General features: G+C 70.8%; 21 protein-coding genes. 7 read left to right on the top strand and 14 right to left on the bottom strand.

Going from position 1 to position 24501, the window contains the following annotated elements; translation table 11 throughout:
* The 10 genes from OG439_RS12030 to OG439_RS11985 form a co-directional block, all read right to left on the bottom strand.
* Window positions 1-1455, bottom strand: a complete 1455-nt coding sequence (locus OG439_RS12030) for an NCS2 family permease (RefSeq protein ID WP_326949469.1) — start codon at window positions 1453-1455, stop codon at window positions 1-3.
* Window positions 1456-1580: 125 nt separating this feature from the next.
* On the bottom strand, window positions 1581-2063 hold the full coding sequence (locus tag OG439_RS12025; RefSeq protein ID WP_326949468.1) for a nucleoside deaminase: 483 nt from the start codon (window positions 2061-2063) through the stop codon (window positions 1581-1583).
* Window position 2064: 1 nt separating this feature from the next.
* Window positions 2065-4368: a xanthine dehydrogenase subunit D gene (gene pucD / locus OG439_RS12020; RefSeq protein ID WP_326949467.1), complete on the bottom strand. Its 2304-nt coding sequence runs from the start codon at window positions 4366-4368 to the stop codon at window positions 2065-2067.
* Window positions 4365-4835 (bottom strand): (2Fe-2S)-binding protein, encoded by a 471-nt coding sequence (locus tag OG439_RS12015; protein WP_323327814.1) that lies wholly within the window; start codon window positions 4833-4835, stop codon window positions 4365-4367. The genes pucD and OG439_RS12015 overlap by 4 nt, the downstream gene beginning before the upstream one ends.
* A complete protein-coding gene (locus OG439_RS12010) occupies window positions 4826-5695 on the bottom strand; it encodes an FAD binding domain-containing protein (RefSeq protein WP_326949466.1) in 870 nt (289 codons plus the stop codon). The genes OG439_RS12015 and OG439_RS12010 overlap by 10 nt, the downstream gene beginning before the upstream one ends.
* Window positions 5696-5954: 259 nt before the next feature.
* A complete protein-coding gene (gene gcl / locus OG439_RS12005; RefSeq protein ID WP_326949465.1) occupies window positions 5955-7646 on the bottom strand; it encodes a glyoxylate carboligase in 1692 nt (563 codons plus the stop codon).
* A 1-nt stretch (window position 7647) separates the two neighbouring features.
* Entirely contained in the window at window positions 7648-8535 is an 888-nt protein-coding gene (locus tag OG439_RS12000) for a 2-hydroxy-3-oxopropionate reductase (RefSeq protein ID WP_326949464.1), read from the bottom strand.
* Window positions 8532-9350 carry a hydroxypyruvate isomerase family protein gene (locus OG439_RS11995; RefSeq protein WP_326949463.1) on the bottom strand — a complete coding sequence of 273 codons (819 nt, stop codon included), beginning with the start codon at window positions 9348-9350 and terminating at the stop codon, window positions 8532-8534. The genes OG439_RS12000 and OG439_RS11995 overlap by 4 nt, the downstream gene beginning before the upstream one ends.
* 7 nt (window positions 9351-9357) lie before the next feature.
* Window positions 9358-9978: an NADH-quinone oxidoreductase subunit NuoE family protein gene (locus OG439_RS11990; protein ID WP_326949462.1), complete on the bottom strand. Its 621-nt coding sequence runs from the start codon at window positions 9976-9978 to the stop codon at window positions 9358-9360.
* Window positions 9975-10964 (bottom strand): 2-dehydropantoate 2-reductase, encoded by a 990-nt coding sequence (locus OG439_RS11985; protein ID WP_326949461.1) that lies wholly within the window; start codon window positions 10962-10964, stop codon window positions 9975-9977. The genes OG439_RS11990 and OG439_RS11985 overlap by 4 nt, the downstream gene beginning before the upstream one ends.
* A 248-nt stretch (window positions 10965-11212) precedes the next feature.
* Between OG439_RS11985 and OG439_RS11980 the strand changes: the two genes are divergently transcribed.
* The gene (locus OG439_RS11980; RefSeq protein WP_326949460.1) at window positions 11213-11950 is read left to right on the top strand and encodes a GntR family transcriptional regulator; all 738 of its coding nucleotides are present in this window, start codon (window positions 11213-11215) and stop codon (window positions 11948-11950) included.
* A 31-nt stretch (window positions 11951-11981) separates the two neighbouring features.
* Here the strand turns inward: OG439_RS11980 and OG439_RS11975 are convergent, their stop codons facing one another.
* From OG439_RS11975 to OG439_RS11960, 4 genes are all read right to left on the bottom strand, one after another.
* A complete protein-coding gene (locus tag OG439_RS11975) occupies window positions 11982-13361 on the bottom strand; it encodes an OFA family MFS transporter (RefSeq protein ID WP_326949459.1) in 1380 nt (459 codons plus the stop codon).
* A 102-nt stretch (window positions 13362-13463) separates the two neighbouring features.
* Window positions 13464-15590 carry an acetate--CoA ligase family protein gene (locus OG439_RS11970; RefSeq protein WP_326949458.1) on the bottom strand — a complete coding sequence of 709 codons (2127 nt, stop codon included), beginning with the start codon at window positions 15588-15590 and terminating at the stop codon, window positions 13464-13466.
* Window positions 15591-16820, bottom strand: a complete 1230-nt coding sequence (gene frc, locus OG439_RS11965) for a formyl-CoA transferase (RefSeq protein WP_326949457.1) — start codon at window positions 16818-16820, stop codon at window positions 15591-15593.
* Between the two features lie 11 nt (window positions 16821-16831).
* Entirely contained in the window at window positions 16832-18562 is a 1731-nt protein-coding gene (locus OG439_RS11960) for a thiamine pyrophosphate-binding protein (RefSeq protein ID WP_326949456.1), read from the bottom strand.
* Between the two features lie 319 nt (window positions 18563-18881).
* On the opposite strand from OG439_RS11960, the gene sucC reads away from it, so the two are divergent.
* The 6 genes from sucC to OG439_RS11930 all read left to right on the top strand — a co-directional run bounded on the left by sucC (window position 18882) and on the right by OG439_RS11930 (window position 24482).
* Window positions 18882-20027 (top strand): ADP-forming succinate--CoA ligase subunit beta, encoded by a 1146-nt coding sequence (gene sucC / locus OG439_RS11955; protein ID WP_326949455.1) that lies wholly within the window; start codon window positions 18882-18884, stop codon window positions 20025-20027.
* A 3-nt stretch (window positions 20028-20030) separates the two neighbouring features.
* Complete coding sequence (sucD, locus tag OG439_RS11950; protein ID WP_326949454.1) at window positions 20031-20912, top strand: succinate--CoA ligase subunit alpha; 882 nt, start codon at window positions 20031-20033, stop codon at window positions 20910-20912.
* Window positions 20912-21337, top strand: coding sequence for a beta-class carbonic anhydrase (locus OG439_RS11945; protein WP_305879324.1), 426 nt, complete (start codon window positions 20912-20914; stop codon window positions 21335-21337). Before sucD ends, OG439_RS11945 begins: the two co-directional genes overlap by 1 nt.
* Window positions 21337-22281, top strand: coding sequence for a LysR family transcriptional regulator (locus tag OG439_RS11940; protein WP_326949453.1), 945 nt, complete (start codon window positions 21337-21339; stop codon window positions 22279-22281). The genes OG439_RS11945 and OG439_RS11940 overlap by 1 nt, the downstream gene beginning before the upstream one ends.
* Before the next feature lie 4 nt (window positions 22282-22285).
* Complete coding sequence (locus OG439_RS11935; RefSeq protein ID WP_326949452.1) at window positions 22286-23221, top strand: LysR family transcriptional regulator; 936 nt, start codon at window positions 22286-22288, stop codon at window positions 23219-23221.
* A gap of 103 nt (window positions 23222-23324) precedes the next feature.
* Entirely contained in the window at window positions 23325-24482 is a 1158-nt protein-coding gene (locus OG439_RS11930; RefSeq protein ID WP_326949451.1) for an NAD-dependent formate dehydrogenase, read from the top strand.
* Window positions 24483-24501: the final 19 nt, after the last annotated feature.

Raw genomic sequence — 24501 nt, 5'->3', positions numbered from 1 at the left:
CTAACGGAAGAGGGCTTCGACGCCGTCGACGGCGAAGTACACCGCGAACACCAGCGCCAGCAGGGAAAGCAGCCAGCCGGCTTCGCGCCACTTGCCGCGGCCGATCTTGATCAGCACGAACGCGATCAGGCCCGCGCCGACACCGTTGGTGATCGAGTAGGTGAACGGGATCAGGGCCGCGGTCAGGAACACCGGGATGGTGTAGTCCGGGTCGTGCCACGGGATGTTGCGGCACTGGGCGACCATCATGCCGCCGATGACGACCAGCGCGGGCGCCGCGGCCTGGGCCGGGACGACCCCGGCGAGGGGCGTGAACAGCAGCGTCCCGGCGAACAGCAGCCCGGTGACGACGCTGGCGAGGCCCGTCCGGGCGCCCTCCCCGACACCGGCCGCGGACTCCAGGAAGACCGTGTTCGGCGACGAGCCGGTGACCCCGCCGGCGATCGCGCCCGCGCCGTCGACCAGCAGGATCCGGCCCATCCGCGGGACCTTGCCGTTCTTCGACAGGCCGGCCTCGTCGGAGACGCTGGTGATCGTGCCCATCGCGTCGAAGAACCCGGACAGCACCAGCGTGAACAGGAAGACCGTGGCCGCGAGCGCACCCGCTGAGGCGAACCCGCCGAAGAGGTCGATGTGGCCGAACAACCCGAAGTCCGGCGCCGCGACGACGTGGTCGGGCAGGGCCGGGGAGGTGAGGCCCCAGCCGCCGACGCCGAACCCCTCGTGCAGCACGACGGCGAACACCGTCGCCACGCCGATGCTGATCAGCACCGCGCCCGGCACCTTGCGGGCCATCAGCACGATCATCAGCAGCAGGCCGAAGCAGAACACCACGATCGGCCAGCCGTGCAGGTGCCCGCTCGCCCCGAGGCGCACCGGGACGGTGGTCTCCGCCGCGTCCGGCACCCGGGTCACGAACCCGGCGCTGACCAGGCCGACCAGCGCGATGTAGAGCCCGATGCCGACGGTGATCGCCGTCTTGAGCGGCCGCGGGATGGCGTTCATGATCCGCTCGCGGACGCCGCTGACGGCCATCAGCACGATGCAGACGCCTTCGAGCACGACGAGCCCGAACGCCTGGGGCCAGGTCATCGTCGGCGCCATCTGGAACGCGACGATGCCGTTGATGCCGAGGCCGGCGGCCAGCGCGAGGGGCGCGTTGCCGACGAGTCCCATGAGGATGGTCATCACGGCGGCGGCCAGCGCGGTCGCCGTCGTGACCTGCGCGGCGGACAGCCGGGCGCCGGTGATGTCGGTGGCGGCGCCGAGAATGAGCGGGTTGAGCAGCACGATGTACGCCATCGCGACGAACGTCGTGAGGCCGCCGCGGACTTCGCGGCCGATCGTGGTCTGCCGGGCGCGGATCTCGAAGAGCCGGTCCAGCAGCGTCCTGCGGCCGGGTGGCGGTTCGGGTACTTCGTCGCGTACGGGGTCCTTGGTTTCTGCCTGGGTCATGCGTCCTGCCCTTGCCGGTGGGTGTGCTCGGCCAGGCCAAGGCACAACACCGTGCCTGGGCGAGCGGGACGTTCTCTTCGGGAATGCTCCGGTCAGCTGGCCTTGTGGGTCAGTAAGCGGTGAGGTCAGTAGTCGGTGCGGTCGCTCTTGTCGAGCCAGGCCGCGAAGGGCGCGAAACCGTCCTTTGCGGACAGTCGCGTGACGGGGACGGTCCACGTGTCGCGGGGACGGTCGAAGAGTTCGTAGAAGGCACGGTCGTCGAAGCCGGCCTTGGCCGCGTCGTCGCGGTCGGCGGCGTAGACGACCTTGTCGACGCGCGCCCACAGCGCCGAGGACAAGCACATCGGGCACGGCTCGCAGCTGGAGACGAGCACGCAGCCGTCCAGCGTGAAGGTGCCCAGCGCCTGGCAGGCCGCGCGGATGGCGACGACCTCGGCGTGCGCGGTCGGGTCGAGGTTCGCGGTGACGCGGTTGACGCCGGTGGAGACGATCTCGCCGTCCTTCACGATCAGCGCGCCGAAGGGGCCGCCGCCGTTCGCGACGTTCGTTTCCGCGATGCGGATGGCTTCCGCCAGCCACTCCTGCTCGGCGGAAATCGACGTGGTCATCTCAAACTCCAGTGATGTGTTCGGGGCGGATGGGGACGCGCGGCAGCTCGAGGCCGGTGGCCGCGCGGATGGCGTTGGCGATCGCCGGCGTGGCGGAGATCGTGGGTGGTTCGCCGACGCCGCGGACGCCGTAGGGCGCGTGCGGGTCGGGCCGCTCCAGGACGTCGACGCGCATCGGCGGCATGTCGAGGATGGTCGGGATCAGGTAGTCGGTGAACGACGGGTTCCGCACCTTCCCGTCCTTGACCAGGATCTCCTCCATCACCGCGAGCCCGAGGCCCTGGGCCGAGCCACCCTGGATCTGGGCGACGACGGCGTCCGGGTTCATCGCCTTGCCGACGTCCTGGGCGCAGTCCAGCTGCACCACCTTGACCAGGCCGAGATCCAGGTCGACGTCGACGACCGCGCGGTGGGCGGAGAAGCCGTACTGCACGTGGGCGTCACCCTGGCCGGTCTCCGGGTCGAGCGGATAGGTCTTGCGGTGGTGGAACTCGCGGGTCTCCTCGATGGCCGTCTCGCCCAGCAGGTCGGCCAGGTCGGCGACGACCTCGCCGTCCGCTGCGACGATCTTGCCGCCGGCCAGGGTCGCGCCTTCGACGGCGCGGCCGAGCCGGAGCGCGGCGAGCGCGTACACCGCGTCGGCGACCGCGCGGCAGGCGTTGCGGACCGCGCCGCCGGTGACGTAGGTCTGGCGTGACGCCGAGCTGGAGCCCGCGTCGCCGACGCTCGTGTCGGCCGGGTGCACGCTTACGCGCGTCAGGCCCAGCTCGGTGCGGGCGATCTGCTGCTGCAGCGTCACCAGGCCCTGGCCGACCTCGGCGGCCGCGGTGTGCACCAGCGCGACCGGCTCGCCGCCGATCACCTCCAGCCGCACGCGGGCGGTCGAGTAGTCGTCGAGGCCCTCGGCGTAGGAGATGTTCTTGATCGTGACGCCGTACCCGACGCCACGGACGACGCCTTCGCCGTGGGTGGTGTTGGACGCGCCGCCGGGCAGCTCCCGGATGTCGCGCTCGCCCGTGGGCTCCGGCGGCAGCGGCAGGTCACGGACGCGCTGGACCAGCTCGGCCACCGGCGCCGGGAAGTCGACCACCTGGCCGGTGACCACAGTGGACCCTTCGCTCATCGCGTTGCGGATACGCAGTTCCGCCGGGTCCAGGCCGAGCGCGGCGGCCAGTTTGTCCATCTGGGACTCGTAGGCGTACGTCGGCTGCACCGCGCCGAGCCCACGCATCGCGCCGCAGGTCGGGTTGTTGGTGTAAACGCCCCAGCCCTCGATGTGCGCGTTGGGCACGTCGTACGGGCCGACGCTCAGCGTGGTGCCGTTGCCGACCACGACCGGGGTCTTCGACGCGTACGCGCCGCCGTCGAAGTACATCTTCGCGCGGACGTAGACGAGCTTGCCGTCACGCGTGGCGCCGTGCTCGTAGTACATCTTCGCCGGGTGGCGGTGGACGTGCCCGAAGAACGACTCCAGCCGGTTGTAGCTCATCTTCACCGGGCGGCCGGTGCGCAGCGCGAGCATGCACGAGTGGATCTGCATCGACAGGTCCTCGCGGCCGCCGAACGCGCCGCCGACGCCCGACAGCGTCAGCCGCACCTTCTCCAGCGGCAGACCGAGCGCCTTCGCCGTCTGCCGCTGATCGACGTGCAGCCACTGGGTGGCGAGGTAAAGGTCGACGCCGCCGTCCTCGGCCGGGACCGCGAGGCCCGACTCCGGGCCGAGGAACGCCTGGTCCTGCATGCCGATCTCGTAGACGCCGGAGACCACGACGTCGGCCGTCGCGGCCGGGTCGCCCTTGACGATCCGCTGGTGGCGGACCAGGTTCCCGCCGGGGTGCAGCTTCGGCAAGGTGTCGTCGTGCGCGGCCCGCTCCGGGTCGGTGATGGGCTCGAGGACGTCGTACTCGACGACGATCTCCTTGAGCGCCTGCCGCGCGATCTCCGGGTGGTCGGCGGCGAGGATCGCGACCGGTTCGCCCTGGTAGCGGACCAGGTCACCGGCCAGCGCGGGGGTGTCCTGGTACTTGAGGCCGTAGACGTTCTCGCCGGGCACGTCCTCGTGGGTGAGCACCGCGTGCACACCCGGCTGGGCCAGCGCGCGGGAGACGTCGAGGCGGACGATCCGGGCGTGCGGGTGCGGGCTGCGCAGGGTGGCGCCCCACAGCATGTCCTCGTGCCACAGGTCGGAGGAGTAGGCGAACTCGCCGCGCACCTTGAGCGTGCCGTCCGGGCGCAGCGGGCTCTCGCCGATGCCGCCGGCGATCGTGTCCTGCATCCCCTGCGGGGAGCGGGCCGGGGCGCTCATCGGAGCGCCTTCTTCGCGGCGGCGTCGCGGACGGCGTCCAGGATCTTCTCGTACCCGGTGCAGCGGCAGAGGTTCCCGGCCAGCGCCTCGCGGATCTCGACGTCGCTGGGGTCGGGGACGCGCTCGATCAGGTCGTGCGCGGCGACCAGCAGGCCCGGGGTGCAGAAGCCGCACTGGACGGCGCCCTGCTCCACAAAGGACTCCTGAACCGGGTCGAGCGCGTCGCCCTCGGCGAGGCCTTCGACCGTGACGACGTCGCGGCCCTCGGCCTGCCCGGCCGCGACCAGGCAGGCGCAGGCGGGGACGCCGTCGACGTAGACCGTGCACGAGCCGCATTCGCCCTGCTCACAGGCGTTCTTCGAGCCCGGCAGGCCGAGCCGCTCGCGCAGCACGTAGAGCAGGCTTTCGCCTTCCCAGACGTTGTCCGCCCGGCGGGGTTCGCCGTTGACGGTGACGTTCACGCGCACTTCGCGCTCCCTTCGCAGTATTCGCCCCAGGCCCAGGTCAGGGTGCGCCGCGCCATCACGCTCAGCGCGTGACGGCGGTAGGCGGCGCTCCCCCGGACGTCGTCGATCGGCGCGGCGGCCGCCGCGACCAGGTCGCCGAAGCGGCGTTTCACGGAGTCTGTCAGCGCTCGGGGTGAGTCCCAGTCCAGCTCGCCGGCCAGGAACTCCTCGGCGTCGAACGCCCGCCGCGGGGTCGGCGCGGCCGAGCCGACGCCGGTGCCGACGCGCCTTTCGGCGGGGTGCAGCGCCAGCCCGAAGGCGGCGACGGCGATGACCATGGCGTTGCGGGTGCCGATCTTGCTGAACTGCTGGGGTCCGGTGGCCGGTTCCAGCAGCACGCCCGTGATGAGTTCGTCCGGCTCCAGGACGTTCTTCCTGACCCCTACGTAGAAGTCCTTCGCCGCGACGATCCGGGTGCCGCGCACCGAGGCGATCTCGACCTCCGCGTCGGCCGCGAGCAACGCCGGGTGTGAGTCTCCCGCGGGCGAAGCCGCGCCGAGATTGCCGCCCACGGAACCGCGGTTGCGGATCTGCGGCGAGCCGACGGTCCGCGACGCCATCGCGAGGCCGGGCAGCTGCGCACCCAGTTCGGTGATGATCCGGGTGTAGGGCACGGCGGCCCCGATCCGGATGCGGCCGCCGTCGGTGCCGTGCTCGTGCAGCTCGCCGACGCGGCCGAGGTCGAGCAGCGCTTCGGGCCTGCGGTGGTCGAAGTTGATCTCGACCATCACGTCCGTGCCGCCGGCGAGGGGGACCGCGCCGGGGTTCGCGGCCTTCGCGGCGAGCGCGTCGGCCAGCGAGGCGGGTCGGAGGAATTCCACTGTGGACGTCCTTTCGGGGGTGCTTCGTGAAGAAGTACACACGCTCGGCTGTGGCCGGGACCACGGCAAAACCCCTGAAAGAGGGGTGAATTTCGGGCCCGCGTTTGTACTTTCCGACAACCGCCGTCCCGCGGACGCGGAAAGGCCGCCGCGCGAGGTCGGGGGTCTCGCACGGCGGCCGGGGTCACGCTGGGGGGTCGTGAGTGCGTAACAGTGTTAGAACACTGTTACGCACTCACGACGAGCTGCGGCAGACTGCTCAGCCCGCCGGTTCGAACTCGCGGACCGAGTCGAGCGCGGCGCCCATCGCGGCGTTGCCCTCGCGTTCGATCATGATCTCCACCAGGACCGGGCGGCTGGTGCGCTCGGCCTCCTTGCGGGCCCACTCCAGCGACGTCCGGATCTCCCCGGGCTCGTGCACGCGGGTGCCCGAGCAGCCGTAGGCCTCCATGATCTTCACGTTGTCCGTGCCGATCGCGTCGTAGTGGATGTCGACCTCGAAGTTCATGTCGTAGCCGGTCTCGGCCTGGCGGATCAGGCCGAGGTACTCGTTGTTGAGCATGATCAGGACGAACCCGACGTCGTACTGGGCGGCCACGGCCAGCTCCTCGACCAGGAACTGGAACGAGTAGTCGCCGACCACGCCGACGACCTCGGCCTCGGGCCGCGCCTTCTTGACGCCGATCGCGGCCGGGATCTCCCAGCCGAGCGGGCCGGCCTGGCCGCACACCTGGTAGTGACGCGGCTTGTGCGCCTTCTGGAACTGGCCCGACCAGATCTGGTAGAGCCCGATCGCCGTGACGAAGTAGGTGTCCTCGCCGAAGGTTTCGTTGATCTCCTTGAACACCCGGGGCGCCTTGATCGGCAGGGTGTCGAAGTCCTCCCGGCGGGGAAGCGCTTCCTTCAGCTCCGCGATCCGGCCGACCCACTCGCGGCGCGGCTCGATCGAGCGGTGGTCCAGGGCCGCCAGCAGCGCGTCGAGGAACTCGCCGGTGTCCGAGACGATCCCGAGGTCCGGGCCGAACACCTTGCCCAGCTGGGTCGGCTCGATGTCGACGTGGATGAACTTCCGGTCACCCCGGTACACCGACAGCTCACCGGTGTGCCGGTCGCCGAAGCGGGCACCGAGCGCCAAGACCAGGTCGGCCTCCAGGAAGGCGGCGTTCGCGTAGCGCTGCGACGTCTGGATGCCGGCCATCCCGGCGAACAGTTCGTGATCCTCGGGGAAGCTCCCCTTGCCCATCAGCGTGACCTGCACCGGGACGTCGAGCCGCTCGGCCGCGGCCCGCAGCTGCTCGCTCGCCTCGCCGAGCACGACCCCGCCACCCGCCAGGATCAGCGGGCGCTCGGCCGCCAGCAGCAGGTCGAGGGCACGCTCGACGCGCGCGGGCGCCGGGCTGATCGTCGGGACCGGCAGCGCCGAGTCGATCGAGGAGTCCCACTCGATGTCCTGCTTCTGGACGTCGATCGGCAGGTCGATGAGCACCGGGCCGGGGCGCCCCGAGCGGGCGATCCGGAACGCCTCCCGGAAGATCCACGGCAGCTGCGCCGCTTCCTTGACCTGCACCGCCCACTTGGTGACCGGCTTGGCGATCTCGACGATGTCGACCGCCTGGAACGCCTCGGTGTGCAGCTTGTCCGACGCCGCTTGCCCGGTGATGCAGATGATCGGGATCGAGTCCGCGTGCGCGGTGTAGAGGCCGGTGATCATGTTCGTGCCGGCCGGGCCGGACGTCCCGATCGCGACGCCGACGTTGCCGGTCGTGCGCGACCAGCCGTCGGCCATGTGCGTGGCCCCTTCTTCGTGCCGGACGATCAGGTGCTCGATCGCGCGGCCTTGTAGGGCGTTATACAGCGGGAGGATCGCGGCGCCGGGGCAGCCGAAGACGGTGTCGACGCCTTCGCTCTCCAGGACGTCGACGACTGCCTGCATGACGGGGATCCGGGGCATGTCACACCTCCGCCGGGACGCGGCCCGACAACTGTTCGACGACCTTGAGCAGGGCCGAGTGGTCCAGGGAGCCGTACCCCATGGCACGGCCGGCGGCGACGAGCTGGGCGACCAGGCCCGTCAGCGGGAGCGCGACGTCGGCCTGCCGGGCGGCGGCCAGCGCGATCCCCATGTCCTTGTGGTGCAGGTCGATCCGGAAGCCGGGCGCGAACTGGCGGCCGACCATGGACTTGCGCTTGAGCTCGAGGATCCGGCTGCCGGCCAGGCCGCCGGCGAGCACGTCGAGGCCCGTCGCGGCGTCCACTCCGGACGCTTCCAGCAGCACGATCGCCTCGGCGACCAGGCCGTAGATCCCGCCCACCACGAGCTGGTTGGCGGCCTTCACGACCTGGCCGGCGCCGTGCGGCCCGACGTGCACGATGGTCTTGCCGAGCGCCTCGAACAGCGGCTTCGCGGCCTCGAAATCGGCCGCATCGCCACCGACCATGATGGACAGCGCGGCCTGCTCGGCGCCGGCCTGGCCGCCGGACACGGGCGCGTCGAGCACACGGATCTTCTTGTCCCGCGCGACGTTCGCGACCTCGATCGACGTCTCGGGCCGGATCGTGCTCATGTCGATCAGCAGCGTGCCGGGCGCGGCGGTGGCGAGGACCCCGCCGTCGCCGAGCGCGACCGCTTCGACCTGCGGGTGGTTCGGCAGCATCGTGATCACGACGGCCGCCCCGGCGACGGCGTCGGCCACGTCGGTGGCGGCGCGCCCGCCGGCGGCCTGCAGCTTCTCGCCGGCCGCGGCGGTGACGTCGAAGCCGCTGACGTCGTGCCCGGCCGCGACCAGGTGCGCGGCCATCGGCGCGCCCATCACGCCCAGTCCGATGAATCCCAGTTTCATGCTCGTCCCCTTCGGGTGATCGGCAGCCAGTCCAGCGAGGCGAGGGTGTCGGGTTCCGGGACGTACTCGATCCCGACGAACCCGTCGTAACCCGCGGCCTGGAGTTTGTGCAGGTGGCCGTCGAGGTCGACGGTCCCGGTGCCGGGCTGGTGGCGCCCGGGCGCGTCGGCGATCTGCACGTGCCCGATCCGGGCGATGTGGGTCGTCGACAAGGCGTCCAGGTCGTCGCCGTTGACTGCCAGGTGGTACAGGTCGGCCAGCAGCCGCGCGTTGCCGCGCCCGAGGTCGTCGAGCACGGCCACGGCGTCCGCGGCGGTCTTGAGCGGGTAGCGGTCCGCGCCGGAAAGCGGTTCGAGGACCAGCTGCGCGCCGATCTTCGCCGCGCCTTCGGCCGCGTTCGCCAGATTGACCAGCGCCAGGTCGTCCTGCTTGGCGGGGTCTTCGCCGTCGAGCCGGTTGCCGTAGAGCGCGTTGAAGCTGCGGCACCCGGTACGTTCGGCGATGCCGAGCGCGACGACGAGGCTGTCGGCGAACTCGGCTTCCCGGCCGAGCCACGACACCAGGCCGCGCTCCCCCGCCGCCATGTCGCCGGCGTAGAAGTTCAGCCCGCGCAACGCCACCCCGGCCTGCTCGATCGACGCCACGAAGGCGTCGACGTCGTCCCGCGCCGGGACCGCCACGTCGAATGGCCACCAGTACTCGACGTCGGTGAAGCCCGCCGCGCGCGCCGCTCCCGCCCGGTCGAGCAGCGGTACCTCCTTGAACAGGATCGACAGGTTCGCGACGTACGGCAGGGTGTGCCCCTCTTCTGGCATCGTGTCCTCAAATTTCGCTATCCGGAATTTTTCTTTCGCATATCGAGAATAGCCCGCGACCTGCACTGAGGTCAACGGGTGCCGGCCCGCCCTCGACCGCGAAGCACGTGTGCGCCCAGGAGCCGTCCACATCGGACTCGGGGACCAGCGGGCGTCGGGTGCTCAGTACCGCCGACGCGCCCGTCGCCGGGGCGAGCCGTTCGGTCACCGGCGGGTCGCCGGCTTGGAACGCCAGCGCCGCGGGGGCTTCTTCGCAGGCGCCGAGGCACGGGCTCCGCAGCCACATGACCCCGGCGACCGCCTTCCCCGCGGCGCCGACGTGCTCGGTGAGGACGTCGCACACGGTGTCCGCTCCGGCGTCCCGGCAGGCGACATCCGTGCACACGCGCAGCTGCCGTCCCGGACGTTCCTCCAGCGAGAACCGCGGGTGCGTGCGGACGACCGTCGCCACCTCGGCCGGCCGGACGCCCAACGTCGACGCGATGAGACTCAGGGCACGCGGGCTGATCCAGCCGATCCGGTCGGTGACCGCGTGCAGGACGGGCAGCAGCTGGTCGTGGGCGGTGAACCCGCCGATCACCTCGCGTTCCTCGCGGGCCTGGCGGACGTCGGGGAATTCGACGGTCATCCGACCGGGACCGGGGCGTTGACCGTGCGGTCGAGCAGGCCGACGGCGGCGTGGACGTGCCGCAGCGCGGGTGCCGTGACGCCGGTCAGCTCGGCCAGCTCGACGACCGCGCCGATGATCGCGTCGATCTCCAGGGGCTTGCCGGCTTCGAGGTCCTGCAGCATCGACGTCTTGTGGTGGCCGACGCGCCAGGCGCCGTCGATGCGCTTCTCCACCGACACCTGCGGGTCGCTGCCCGCCGCGCGGGCGATGTCGAGGGCCTCGGTCATCATCGTGGCGACGAGCGCGCGGGTGTCGTCGTGCTCGCACATCTGCGCCATGGTCGCCCGGGTCAGCGCCGAGAGCGGGTTGAACGCGACGTTGCCCATCAGCTTGACCCAGATGTCGTTGCGCAGCGCGGGTTCCACCGGCGCCTTGAGGCCGCCGGCGACCATCGCCGCGCTCAAGTCCGTGCAGCGCGCGGAGATCTCGCCGTCCGGTTCGCCGAGGGAGAACCGGGTGCCCTCCAGGTGCCGGATCACGCCGGGTTCCTCGATCACCGTCGAGCAGTAGACGACGCAGCCGATCGCGCGACGCAGCTCCAGCACGGCCGTCACCGCGCCGCCCGGGTCGACCGTCTCGACGCGGCGGCCTTCGAGCGGATGCCCCTTCAGGCCGTGGAAGTACCACCACGGGATGCCGTTCTGCGCGGCGACGACCGCCGTCTCCGGGCCCAGCAGCGGCGCGAGGAGCGGACCGCTCGTGGCGTAGGAATTCGCTTTCAGGCCAAGGAAAACGTAGTCGACCTCGCCGACGTCGGCCGGGTCGTCCGTGACGTGCGGGTGCGCGGTGAAGTCGCCACGCGGGCTCAGCACGCGGACGCCGTGCTCGCGCATCGCCGCGAGGTGGGCCCGCCGGGCGATCAGGTGCACCTCGGTCCCACCGCGGTGCAGTGCGGCCCCGACGTAGGCGCCGATCGCCCCGGCTCCGAGAACAGCCACCTTCATGATGTGCCTCCCACTTCGGTCGAGCACGTGATTGCATACAGTATCCTGAATCCACTATCGGAACCAGGCGCACCACCCAGGCGGCGCAGCGAAGCGTGACAATCCGGCACAACCGGTCATTTCCGCTGGTGAACACTGATCCACATCGACCGAAAACGCCCACTCCGGGTGAGATTCCGGGATTTTGCATACCAAAACCTGTATCCTGAGAACAGACAGCCGTGTTCCACTCCGTTTCGAGGTGTCCCGTGAGCCAGCCCGCTTCCCCGCTCCCCGACCGCGGCCCGACCGGCCGCCGCACGGCCAAGGGCGCGCTCGGCTCGACCCCCGCCAAGCGCGTCGAACGGCCCGCGCCACTGCGCCAGGTCGTCTACGAGGCCCTCGCCGAGCTGATCATCAACCGCACCCTCGAACCCGGGCAGCACCTGGTCGAAGCCGACCTGGCCGAGTACCTGGGCGTCAGCCGCCAGCCCGTCCGCGAGGCCCTGCAGCGGCTGCAGAGCGAAGGCTGGGTCGACCTCCGCCCCGCCCAGGGCGCGTTCGTGCACCTGCCCACCGACGAAGAGGCCGACCAGCTGCTGAGCGTCCGCAGCGTGCTGGAGACGCACTCCGCGAAGCTGGCCGCCGGGCGGGCCACCGCGGACGACGTCAAACGCCTGTGGGATCTGCAGAACATCGGCGTCAAGGCGCTCGCCGACGAAGACACCGAGGGGCTCGTCGCCGCGAACGCCGCCCTGCACGCGTACATCACGGAACTGTCCGGTAACGCCGTGCTCGCGGAACTCATCGGCCTGGTCGACCGCCGGGTCCGCTGGTACTACACGCCGATCGCCCGCCCCCGCGGCCAGGACGCGTGGCACGAACACGAAGAGCTGATCAACGCCATCTCGGCCAAGGACACCGGTGCCGCCGAGCAGATCATGACCAAGCACACCGAACGGACCCGCCAGGCCTACCACGAACGTCCGGACGCGCCCCGGTCCTGATGTCCGCAGGACCGGGGCGCGGGCTACCGGACTAGCCGCCAGTGGCGGCGGACGGTCGCGCCACCAGCTCGGTTTCGGCGAGCTGGTGGTGCGTCCGCTTGGGCTGGCGCAGGAAGAGCGTCAGCACCGCGGACAGCAGCGCGATGCACCCGGCGAGGATGTACGCGCCGGTGTAGCCCCACGCGCTGATGACCCCCGCGGCGAGGCCACCGCCGCCGACGCCACCGATCAGTTTCGCGCTGTAGACCAGGCCGTAGTTCGACGCGTTGTTGTTCTCGCCGAAGTAGTCCGGCACGAGCGCGGCGAACAGCGGGTAGAACGCCCCGCCGCCGAACCCGGTCAGGAACGCGAACACCATGAACAGCACAAGGTTGTGCGTGTTCCCGGCGTACATCACGCCGAACTGCGCACCACCGGCGATCACCAGCACGACGGTGAGCGTCTGCCGCCGGCCGATCCGGTCCGACACCCAGCCGACCACGGCGCGGCCGGTGCCGTTGACGATCGAGAGCACCCCGGCCGACGACGCCGCGACGAACGCCCCGAACCCGCTCTCCTTGGCGAACGGCACCTGGAAGTTGATGCCGAACAGGGAAACCCCGCCGATGATCACCAGGCACACCCACATCAGCGGGAGCATGCCGGTCCGGATCGCCTCCATCGGGGAGAACTGCTTGACCGCGGGCGGGTTCTTGGCCAGCCCGCCGCTCTTGGTCCGCCGGTTCGCGGCCCAGTTCTTCGGGTCGACCTCCTGGGGCCACCAGCTCTTCGGCGGGTCCTTGAACAGGAACCCGCAGACCCCGACGACGAGCAGCATGTAGACGCCGATGACGTCGAGGATCACCGTGTAGTTCGTCGGGGTGAGGAACGCGGCGAACACGTAGATGAACGGGACGGCGCCGTAGGCGAACCCGCCGTTGACGAAGCCCGTCCTCGCACCCCGTTTCTCGGGGTACCACTTGCCGACCATGTTGATGCAGGTCGCGTACACCAGCCCGGCCCCGGTCCCGCCGAGCATGGAATACCCGATGAAGGCCACGGCCAGGTTGCCGCTGTGGGAGATGGTGAAGTAGCCGATGCCACTGCACACCGCGCCGGCCAGCATGGCCGTCTTCGCCGAGACGATGTTCTTCTCGCGCAGCCGGCCCGCCGGGAACGCGACCCCGGCCTGGAACACGGCCCAGATGCTGGCCAGCCAGAACGCGTCGCTGAGCGACCAGCCGTACTTCTCTTCCAACGTGCCTTCGACGGCGCCCCAGCCGTATTCGAAGACACTGACCGCCATCATGGCGATCCAGGGCAGCCACACCATCCAGCTTCGCGAACGCCCCATGATGTCCTGCGGCGTCTCGCCTACTCGGTAGACCCGTCCGTTCTCGTCAACGATCTCCTGGTACGTCGCTGCGGTCATAAGAGTTCTCTTTCGTCACCGTTGACTCATGTCCCTCTGCGTGCAGTCGTGCGGTGGATCTTCGTCCTTTCCTCGTCGGTCGGACAGCCCCTGTGGAGTACTTCAAAGCAGTCCCGCGGCCCGGGCCCAGCGGTACTTCGCGCCGAGCACCGCGACCGGCTTCTCGGTCGTGTACGGATAGGCCACGACCCCGTGCTGGTAGAGGTGGTCGCTGGCTTCCTCGACTTCGACGTCACCCGAGAGCGACGCGACGACGGGCTTGTGGATGCCCTTCGCGCGGTACTCGGCGACGACCTCGGAAACCAGCTCGGCGAACACCATGGGCGGGGTGACGATGGTGTGCCAGTAGCCCAGGATCAGGGCGTGGATGCGGTCGTCCTCGAGGCCCAGCGCGATCGTGTTGCGGTAGGTCGAGGGCGGCTCGCCGCCGGTGATGTCCACCGGGTTGCCCGCCGCGCCGAACGGCGGGATGAACTTCCGGAACGCCGTGTCGAGGTCCGGCGGGATCTCCATCAGGCTCAGGCCGTTGTCGACGCAGGCGTCGGAGAGCAGCACGCCGGATCCGCCCGCGCCGGTGATGATGACGACGTTCTCGCCCTTCGGCGTCGGCAGCAGCGGGATGCCCCGGGCGTACTCGAGCATGTCGTTCAGCCCGGGCGCCCGGATGACGCCGCTCTGGCGCAGAATGTCGTCGTAGACCTTGTCGTTCCCGGCCAGCGCGCCCGTGTGGGAGCTCGCCGCCTTCGCGCCCTGCGACGTCCGGCCCGCCTTGAGCACCACGACCGGCTTGCGCCGCGACACCCGCTTCGCCGTCTCCGCGAACGACCGGCCGTCCTTGAGGTCTTCGAGGTGCATGGCGATGAGCTCGGTGTGCTCGTCCTGTTCGAAGAAGGTGAGCAGGTCGTCCTCGTCGATGTCGGCCTTGTTCCCTACGCCGACGATCGAGGACACGCCCATCTTCGCCGAGCGGCTGAACCCGAGGATCGCCATCCCGATACCGCCGCTCTGCGACGAGAGCGCCACGCCTCCTTTGACGTCGTACGGCGTGCAGAACGTCGCCGACAGGTTCTCCGGCGTGTAGTAGTAGCCGTAGATGTTCGGCCCGAGCACGCGAACGCCGTGCTTGCGCGCGATCGCCACGACCTCGTCCTGCAGCGCGATGTTGCCGGTCTCGCCGAAGCCGGACGGGATGAGGATGGCGCCGGCGACACCCTTCGCCCCCGCCTCCTCCAGCGCGGCCGCGACGAACTTCGCCGGGATGGTGAAGATCGCGACGTCGACGTCGCCGGGGACGTCGGTGATGCTCGCGTAGGCCTTGCGGTCGAGGATCTCGGTGGCCTTGGGGTTGATCGGGTGGATCTCCCCCGCGTACCCGCCGTTGACCAGGTTCTTCATCACCGAGTTGCCGATCTTCCCGGCCTCGGCCGACGCGCCGATCACCGCGATGGACGCCGGTTTCATGATCCGCGTCATCGACGCGAGGATCTCCTCCTGGGTGAACCGCACCGGCTCCTTCGCCGCGTCCGGGTCGATCAGGATCCGGACGTCGACGGCGGTGGCGCCCGACGGCGTGGCCAGCACCGGGTTCAGGTCCACTTCGGACAGCTGCGGGAAGTCGGTGACCAGCTGCCCGAGGGCGTGAATCACCCCCGACAGCGCGTCCCGGTCGACCGGTTCGGCGCCGCGGACCCCGCGCAGGATCTCCGCGGCCTGGATGCCGTCGAGCATCGAAAGCGCTTCCTCGGTGCTGGTCGGCGCCAGCCGGAACGTGACGTCCTTGAGGACTTCGACGAGCACGCCGCCGAGCCCGAAGGCGACGATCTTGCCGAACGTCGGGTCCGTGACCGACCCGATGATCACCTCCTGGCCCTCGGTGAGCATCCGCTGCACCTGGACGCCGAGGATCTCCGCGTCGGCGTTGTACGCCTTGGCGTTCTCGACGATCTTCGCGAACCCGGCCGACACCGCCTCCGGATCCTTCAGGCCGACGAGGACGCCGCCGGCCTCGGTCTTGTGCAGGATGTCCGGTGAGACGATCTTGAGCACCACCGGCAGCCCGATCTCCAGGGCCTGCGTCACGGCTTCCTCGGCCGTGGCCGCCAGCCGCTCGGCCGGCGTCGGGATGCCGTACGCCTCGCACACCGCACGCCCCTCGGGCGCGGTCAGCGAAGACCGTCCCTCGGCCGCCGCCTGTTCGAGGATCTTCTCGACCGCCGCGCGATCCGCCACTCAGATCACCCCGGCCGAACGGAGCTTGTCCAGCTCGGCTTCGCCGTAACCGAGTTCGCCGAGCACTTCGTCGGTGTGCTCGCTCAGCAGCGGCGAGCGTTCGATCTCGACGGGCGAGTCGGACAGCTTGAGCGGGCAGCCGACGGTCTTGAAGCTGCCCCGCTCCGGGTGCGCGACCTCGACGACGGAGCCGAGCGCGGCGAGGGTCTCGTCCTCGATCAGCTCCTGCGTCGACAGGATCGGGCCGCACGGGATGCTGTGGGCGTTGAGCGCCTCCATCACCTCCCACTTGGTGTGCGTCTCGGTCCACTCCTCGACCAGCGCGAACACCTTGTCCAGTTTGGACAGCCGGACCTCCGGGGTGGACCACGCCGGGTCTTCGGCCAGCTCGGGTTTGCCGAGCAGCAGGGTGAGCGGGGCCCAGCCGACCGGCTGGATGATGACGTAGATGTAGTCGTTCGGTCCGCCCGGCGCGCACTTCACCGCCCAGCCCGGCTGGCCGCCGCCGGACGCGTTGCCCGAGCGCGGGACCTCGTCGCCGAAGTGGTCGTTCGGGTACTCGCCGAGCGGCCCGTGCGCCAGCCGCTGCTGGTCACGCAGCTTGACCCGGCACAGGTTGAGCACGGCGTCCTGCATGGCGACCTGGACGCGCTGGCCGCGGCCGGTACCCGTGCGCTGGTACAGCGCGGCGAGGATCGCGGCCACCAGGTGGATGCCGGTGCCGGAGTCGCCGATCTGCGCGCCGGTCGCGGTCGGCGGGCCGTCCTCGAAGCCGGTCGTGCTCATCGCGCCGCCCATGGCCTGCGCGATCACCTCGTAGGCCTTGAAATCGGCGTAACGGCCGGGGCCGAATCCCTTGATGGAGGCGTAGATCAGCCGCGGGTTGAGCGCGGCCAGCTTCTCCCACGGGTAACCGAACCGGTCGACGACACCCGGGCCGAAGTTCTCGACCAGGACGTCCACGCCGGAGACGAGCTTCTCGAAGACTTCCTTGCCCTCGTCGCTCTTCATGTTGAGGGTGATGCTGCGCTTGTTGGCGTTCAGCATCGTGAAGTAGAGGCTGTCCACGCCGGGCAGGTCGCGCAGCTGGCCGCGTGTGATGTCGCCTCGGCCGGGGGTTTCCAGCTTGATCACGTCGGCGCCGAGCCAGGCGAGCAGCTGCGTGGACGACGGACCGGACTGCACGTGCGTCATGTCGAGGACACGGACGCCCTCCAGTGCCTTACCCATCTTGTCTCCGCTCACTTGTACATGGTCTGGTTCATGGTTCCGGGGGCGTACACGTCCGGGTCGACCCAGACGTTGATCAGCGACGGCTTGCCCGACTCGCGGGCCCGCTGCAGCGCTGGCGCGATGTCGGCCGGGTCGCGGACCTCTTCCCCGTACCCGCCGAGCATCCGGGCGAACTCGTCGTAGCGGACGTCGCCGATGGTGTTGCCGACGCGTTCGCGCGGGAGGCCGTACTTGGCGGCCTGGCCGTAGCGGATCTGGTTCATCGACGAGTTGTTGCCGACGATCCCGACGAACGGCAGGTCGAACCGCACCAGCGTCTCGAAGTCCCAGCCGGTGAGGCTGAACGCGCCGTCGCCGAACAGGGCGACGACCTCCTTGTCGGGCCGGGCGTGCTTGGCGGCCAGGACGAACGGGATGCCGACGCCGAGTGTCCCGAGTGGACCGGGGTCCATCCAGTGGCCGGGCGACTTGGGCTGGACGACCTGGCCGGAGAAGGTGACGATGTCGCCGCCGTCGCCGATGTAGATCGAGTCCTCGGTGAGGAACTCGTTGATCTCGTGGACGAGGCGGTACGGGTGGATCGGCGTCGCGTCGGAGTGCTGCAGCGGCAACCGCTTCTGCTTCGCCTTCTCCTCCACGGCCTGCAGTTCTTCGAGCCAGACCTTGCGCCCGACCGAGCCGTTGTCGCTGCGGCCGGACGCGGCCTCGGCGACGGCGGCCAGCACTTGGCCGGCGTCGCCGACGATGCCGAGGTCGATGTCCCGGTTCTTGCCGACGGTCCGGTAGTCGAGGTCGATCTGGACGACGGTGGCGTCCGGGGACAGCCGCTTGCCGTAGCCCATCCGGAAGTCGAACGGGGTGCCGACGATGACGATGACGTCGGCGTTGTCGAAGGCGTACCGGCGTGACAGCTGGAAGTGGTGCGGGTCGCCCGGCGGCAGCGTGCCGCGGCCGGCGCCGTTCATGTACGCCGGGATGTTCAGCGTCCGCACGAGGTCCACGGCGGGTTCGGTGGCGCGGGTCGTCCAGACCTGGCTGCCGAGCAGGATCGCCGGTTTCCTGGCGTGCACCAGCAGATCGGCCAGCTTCTCGATGTCGGCGGGGTCGCCGGCGTTGCGCGTGGACGCGCGGTAGCGGCCCGACTCGGGGATGCGCGCCTGGGACAGCGGGACCCGCGCGTCGAGGACGTCGCGCGGGATCTCCAGGAACGACGGCCCGGGCGCGCCGGCGTAGGCCTCACGGAACGCCATCGACACCAGGTCGGCGACGCGGGCGGTGTGCGGCACGGTGGCGGCGAACTTGGTGATCGGCGTCATCATGTCCACGTGCGGGAGGTCCTGCAGGGACCCCATCTTGTGCTGGGTGAGCGCGCCCTGGCCGCCGATCAGCAGCATCGGGCTCTCCGCGCGCAGGGCGTTGGCGACGCCGGTGACCGCGTCGGTCGTGCCGGGCCCGGCGGTGACGACCGCGCAGCCCGGCTTGCCGGTGATCCGCGCGTAGCCGTCGGCCGCGTGCGCGGCGACCTGCTCGTGCCGGACGTCGATGACCTTGATGCCTTCGTCGACGCAGCCGTCGTAGATGTCGATGATGTGGCCGCCGCAGAGCGTGAAGATGGTGTCGACGCCTTCGGCCTTGAGGGCCTTGGCCACCAGGTGGCCGCCCGAGATCTCCGCCGGCGCGGGTTCCGCGCCGTTCGTCGACCGGGCGCTCTCCCCCGCGGTGGTGCCTGTGGTTGTCATTCGCTCGACTCCTCTGGTCCACGCCGGGTCTCTCTGGCCCGGCGTTCGCTCGTCGCCGCTCCCCTGTCCGGTCCTTCGGGGGTTCCGGGTGGCGGAGCCCCCGGCCCGGGCCGAAGGTCCGGTTGTTACAGCCGAGGTCAGCGGCCTTTTCGCGGCAGACTGTAGATTGCATACCGTATGGGGTAGGCATATAGTCACCCTTCAAGCAGCCCGTGTCCAGGCCCATCCGCAGGGTTTTTCCCAGCCCCGCGGGGTGCGATCGCCTGCCCCGGACACGGCGGACCTCCTTGCCCTGCAGCACCGCGGAAGGACGCCCCGCATGGACCTCTTCGAACACGAAGCCCGAGATCTCTTCGAGAAACACGGCGTGCCCGTCCCCCGCGGCCGCGTCGCCGCCGATCCCGCCGCCGCCCGCGACGCCGCCGTGTCCCTCGGCGGGCCGGTGGTGGTCAAGGCCCAGGTGAAGACCGGCGGCCGCGGCAAGGCGGGCGGCGTCCGCGTCGTGCGCACGGCCGACGACGCCGAGCAGGCCGCCGACGACATCCTCGGCATGGACATCAAGGGGCACACCGTGCACCGGGTGCTCGTCACCGAGGCGAGCGAGATCGCCGAGGAGTACTACGTCTCGTTCCTGCTCGACCGCGCCGGCCGCACGTTCCTGGCCATGGCGTCGACCGAGGGCGGCATGGAGATCGAGGAGGTCGCCGCGACGAAACCCGAAGCACTGCTGCGGGTTCCGGTGAACGCCGTGCACGGAGTGGACGCTTCGGCGGTGGCCGAAGCCTTCCCGGCCGACGTCCGCGAGGAGGCCGCGGAGGTCGTCCAGAAGCTGTGGGACGTCTTCGTCGCCGAGGACGCGACGCTCGTCGAGGTGAATCCCTTGGCGAAGACCGCCACCGGGATCGTCGCCCTGGACGGCAAGATCACCCTCGACGACAACGCGGACTTCCGCCGCTCGGCGGCGTTCGACGACCCGCACGACGGCGACCCGCTGGAACGGGCCGCGCGCGAGAAGGGCCTCAACTACGTCAAGCTGGACGGCGACGTCGGCGTGATCGGCAACGGCGCCGGGCTCGTCATGTCCACATTGGACGTCGTCGCGGCGGCCGCCGCGGCCGCCGGCGCGCGCGGACCGGCGAACTTCCTCGACATCGGCGGCGGCGCCTCGGCCGAGGTGATGGTCGCCGGGCTGAGCGTCATCCTCGGGGATCCGCAGGTCCGGAGCGTGTTCGTCAACGTCTTCGGCGGCATCACCGCCTGCGACGCCGTTGCGACCGGGATCGTGCGCTCGCTGCAGGTCCTCGGCGAGCGGGCCACGAAACCGCTCGTCGTGCGGCTCGACGGCAACAACGTGGCCGAGGGCAGGCGAATCCTCGAACAAGCCGCGCACCCGCTGGTCACCGTGGTGGCCACCATGGACGACGCCGCGCGCGAAGCGGCGAAGCTCGCGATCGCGGAGGTCTGACCCGTGGCCATCTTCCTGGACGAGAACAGCCGGATCGTCGTCTCGGGCATCACCGGCACCGAGGGCGCGAAGCACACCGCGCGGATGCTGGCCGCCGGCACGAACGTCGTCGGCGGGGTGAACCCGCGCAAAGCCGGGCAGCACGTCGAGATCGCCTCGGCGACGCTGCCGGTCTTCGGCAGTGTCGCCGACGCGATGGCCGGGACCGGCGCCGACGTCTGCGTGCTCTTCGTGCCGCCGCCGTTCGTCGAGGACGCCGTCGTCGAAGCCGTCGACGCCCGGATCGGCCTCGCGGTGGTGATCACCGAAGGCGTCCCGGTGCACGACACCGCGCGGCTGTGGGCGCACGCCGTCACCGCGGGCGGGCGGACCCGGATCATCGGGCCGAACTGCCCGGGCGTCATCTCACCCGGCAAGGCGAACGCCGGGATCATCCCCGCCGACATCACCGGGCCGGGGCGGATCGGGCTCGTCTCGAAGTCCGGCACGCTGACCTACCAGCTCATGCACGAACTGCGCGACATCGGGTTCTCGACGTGCGTCGGGATCGGCGGCGACCCGATCATCGGGACGACGCACATCGACGCCGTCGAGGCGTTCGAGAAGGACCCGGACACCGACCTGATCGTGCTGATCGGCGAGATCGGCGGCGACGCCGAAGAGCGGGCCGCGGAGTACGTGCGCGCCCACGTGTCCAAGCCGGTCGTGGGTTACGTCGCGGGCTTCACCGCGCCCGAAGGCAAGACCATGGGCCACGCGGGCGCGATCGTGTCCGGCTCGTCCGGTACCGCGGAGGCGAAGAAGACGGCGCTGGAGGCGGCCGGGATCCGCGTCGGCCGGACGCCGAGCGAGACCGCGGCCCTCGCCCGCGAAATCCTCGGCTGATGTCGGCGAGACCGCGGCTCGGACTGGCGGTGCTCGCGTGCATGGACGCGAGGATGAACGTCTACCGCCTGCTCGGGCTCCAGGAAGGCGACGCGCACGTCATCCGCAACGCCGGCGGCGCCGTCACCGACGACGCGATCCGGTCGCTGACCGTCAGCCAGCACCTGCTCGGCACCCGCGAAATCGTGCTGCTGCACCACCACGACTGCGGGATGCGCACGTTCACCGACACGGAGTTCGCGCGGCGGCTGGAGGAACGGACCGGGATCCGGCCGGGCTGGGCGGCGGAGTCGTTCACCGACCCGGCCCAGGACGTCCGGCAGTGCATCGCGCGGCTGCGGGCCAGCCCGTTCCTGCCGCACACCGGCGCGGTGCGCGGGTTCGTCCTCGACGAGCGGACCGGCGTGCTGGACGAGGTGACGTGATGGACCTGCGCCAGCTCGCGGTCGTGGTGGCGGTCGCCGAGGAAGGCGGCTTCACGGCGGCCGCGCTGCGCCTGCACACCGTGCAGTCGACGGTGTCCACCGTCGTGCGGGCGCTGGAACGCGACCTCGGCACGCCGCTGTTCCACCGCACCACGCACCGTGTGGCGCTGACGCCCGCCGGCGAGGCCTTCGTGCCCGCCGCGCGGGCGGCCCTCGAAGCGGTGGAACGCGCCCGCGCGGCGATCTCCCCCGTCCACGGGCGGGTCCGGCTGGGCCTGGCCCCCGGGTTGCTGCTCGACCTGCACCGGGTCCTCGCGGCGTTGCGGCAGGCGCACCCGGGCCTGGACCTCGAGGTCCGCCAGCTGCCGGCGGACCGGCTGGGGTGCGCGCTCGCCGAGTCCACAGTGGACATCGTACTGAAGGTGTTCACCAGGCCCGGGTTCGCCGATCCTCGGGACACGGCCGGCGCCAAGCCGGGATCCTGCGGCGCTCCCAGCCCGGCCGAGGGCGCACCGGATCCCCGCACCGGGACCGGCTCGGGTGGGCTCGGATCCGCGTCGCTGCCGGGTTCCAGCGGCCTGGTCACCACTCCCCTGGCGTGTGAAGAACTCGTCCTCGCCACCGCCCCCGGCGGCTCCCGCTCCGCGCCCGGCGACCTCTCCGGGCTCTCGCTCGTCGACTTCCCGGCCGGGTGGGCGATCCGGGAGGTCGTCGACCGCGCGTTCGCCGACCGCCGGGTCAGCCTGGAGGCCGACGACCTCACCGCCGCCGCTTCGCTGGTGCGGGCCGGACTGGCCGCCTGCGTCCTGCCGGCGTCGGCCGCGGCGCGGTTTCCCGAGGTCACCGCGCGGCGGTTCGCCGCTCCCCCGCTCTGGCAGCTCGCCGCGAGCCACCACGAAGAGCCGCCGGCGCCCGTCGTCGCCGTGCTCGCTCACCTAGGCTGAACCCATGCTGCTGCGCCAGCTCGAATACCTCGTCGCGCTGGCCCGTGAGGGACACTTCGCCCGGGCCGCCGAGGCGTGCCACGTGTCCCAGCCGTCGCTCTCGGCCGGGATCCGGAAGCTCGAACGCGAGCTCGGCACCCAGGTCGTCCAGCGCGGCGCGCGGTATGCCGGGTTGACGCCCGAAGGCGAGCGCGTCCTGGTGTGGGCGCAGCGGATCCTGGCCGAGCGCGACGCGCTCAACGAGGACCTCTCGACGATGCGCGACAGTCTCTCGGGGGTGCTGCGCGTCGGCGCCATCCCCACCGCGCTCACCGCCATGTCGATGCTCACCGCGCCCTTCTGCGAGCGGCACCCGCACGCCCGGGTGACGCTGGAGTCGTTGTCCTCCGACGAGATCGCCCGCCGGCTGACCGCGTTCGAGCTCGACGCCGGACTGACCTATGTGGACGAAGAACCACCGCACGGGCTGCGCTGCGTCCCGCTCTACGAGGAGCGGTACCTGCTGCTGACGCCGTCCGACGGCGAGCTGGCCGGACGCCGGCTGGTGCGCTGGGCCGAGGTCGCCACGCTGCCGCTGTGCCTGCTCATGCCGCACATGCGCAACCGCCGCGTGCTCGACGCGCTGTTCGCCGAGGCCGGCGCCACCGTCGTGCCGGCGATCGAGACGGACACCGTCTCCGCGCTCTACTCGCACGTCGCCACCCACCACTGGTCGAGCGTCATCTCCCACGCCTGGCTGCACCTGTTCGGCGTGCCGCCGGGCATGCGGGTGGTGCCGCTCGAAACGCCGTCGCGATCGCACCGGATCGGCCTGATGGTGACGGCGGGTTCGCCCGAGCCGATCCTCGCCCGCGCGCTGCTGGAGGTCGTCCGCGGCGTCGACGTCCGCGGCACCCTCGACGCGCTGCTGCACCGGCACCTCGCCGAGCAGGCCCCATAGCCGGTGCCTATCCCGGGATAGAAACCTTCACGTTGACCCGCTCGCGCGCGCGGAGGACGGTGAAAGTACTTGTCCCGCAACAAAAAACCTGGAGTGTGACGCCGTGGCAAAGGTGCTGTGCGTGCTCTACGACGACCCGGTGGACGGCTACCCGAAGACCTACCCGCGAGACGACCTGCCGCACCTGGACGGCTACCCCGGCGGCCAGACCCTGCCCACCCCGCAGGGTGTGGACTTCACGCCCGGGCAGCTGCTCGGCAGCGTCTCCGGTGAGCTCGGGCTGCGGAAGTTCCTGGAGTCGCGGGGACACACGCTCGTCGTCACCTCGGACAAGGACGGCGACGGCTCGGAGTTCGACCGCGAGCTCGCCGACGCCGAGATCGTGATCTCCCAGCCGTTCTGGCCCGCCTACCTCACCCCCGAGCGGATCGCCCGGGCGCCGAAGCTGAAGCTGGCCGTCACGGCCGGGATCGGCTCGGACCACGTCGACCTCGACGCGGCCATCGCCCACGGCGTCACGGTCGCCGAAGTCACCTACTGCAACAGCATCAGCGTCGCCGAGCACGTCGTGATGATGATCCTCTCGCAGGTGCGCAACTACCTGCCGTCGCACCAGGTCGTGCTGGACGGCGGCTGGAACATCGCCGACTGCGTCGCGCGCTCCTACGACGTCGAGGGCATGCACATCGGCACGGTCGCGGCCGGGCGGATCGGCACCGCCGTGCTGCGGCGGCTGGCCCCGTTCGACGTCCACCTGCACTACACCGACCGGCACCGGCTGCCGGCCGAGGTCGAGCGGGAACTGAACCTGACCTTCCACCCGAGTGCCGCGGAGATGGTGCCGCACTGCGACGTCGTGACGATCAACGCGCCGCTGCACCCGGAGACCGAAGGCCTGTTCGGCGACGAGCTGATCGCGTCGATGAAGCGCGGCGCGTACCTGATCAACACGGCGCGGGCGAAGATCGCCGACCGCGACGCCGTGGTCCGCGCGCTGGAGAGCGGGCAGCTGGCCGGGTACGCGGGCGACGTCTGGTACCCGCAGCCCGCGCCGGCCGACCACCCGTGGCGGACGATGCCGTACCAGGGCATGACCCCGCACATCTCCGGGTCGTCGCTCTCGGCGCAGGCGCGCTACGCGGCGGGGACGCGCGAGATCCTGGAGGACTACTTCGGGGGGTCGCCGATCCGCGACGAGTACCTGATCGTCGACGGCGGCAAGCTGGCCGGCACCGGCGCGCACTCCTACTCGACGCGCTGAGCCCGCGTCCGGTGGGCGG

Origin of the sequence: Amycolatopsis sp. NBC_01307 (genome assembly GCF_035975215.1) — a bacterium.
Taxonomy (GTDB): domain Bacteria; phylum Actinomycetota; class Actinomycetes; order Mycobacteriales; family Pseudonocardiaceae; genus Amycolatopsis.
Note: the sequence above shows the minus strand (reverse complement) of the source record. Positions and strands in the feature narration are given on the sequence as shown.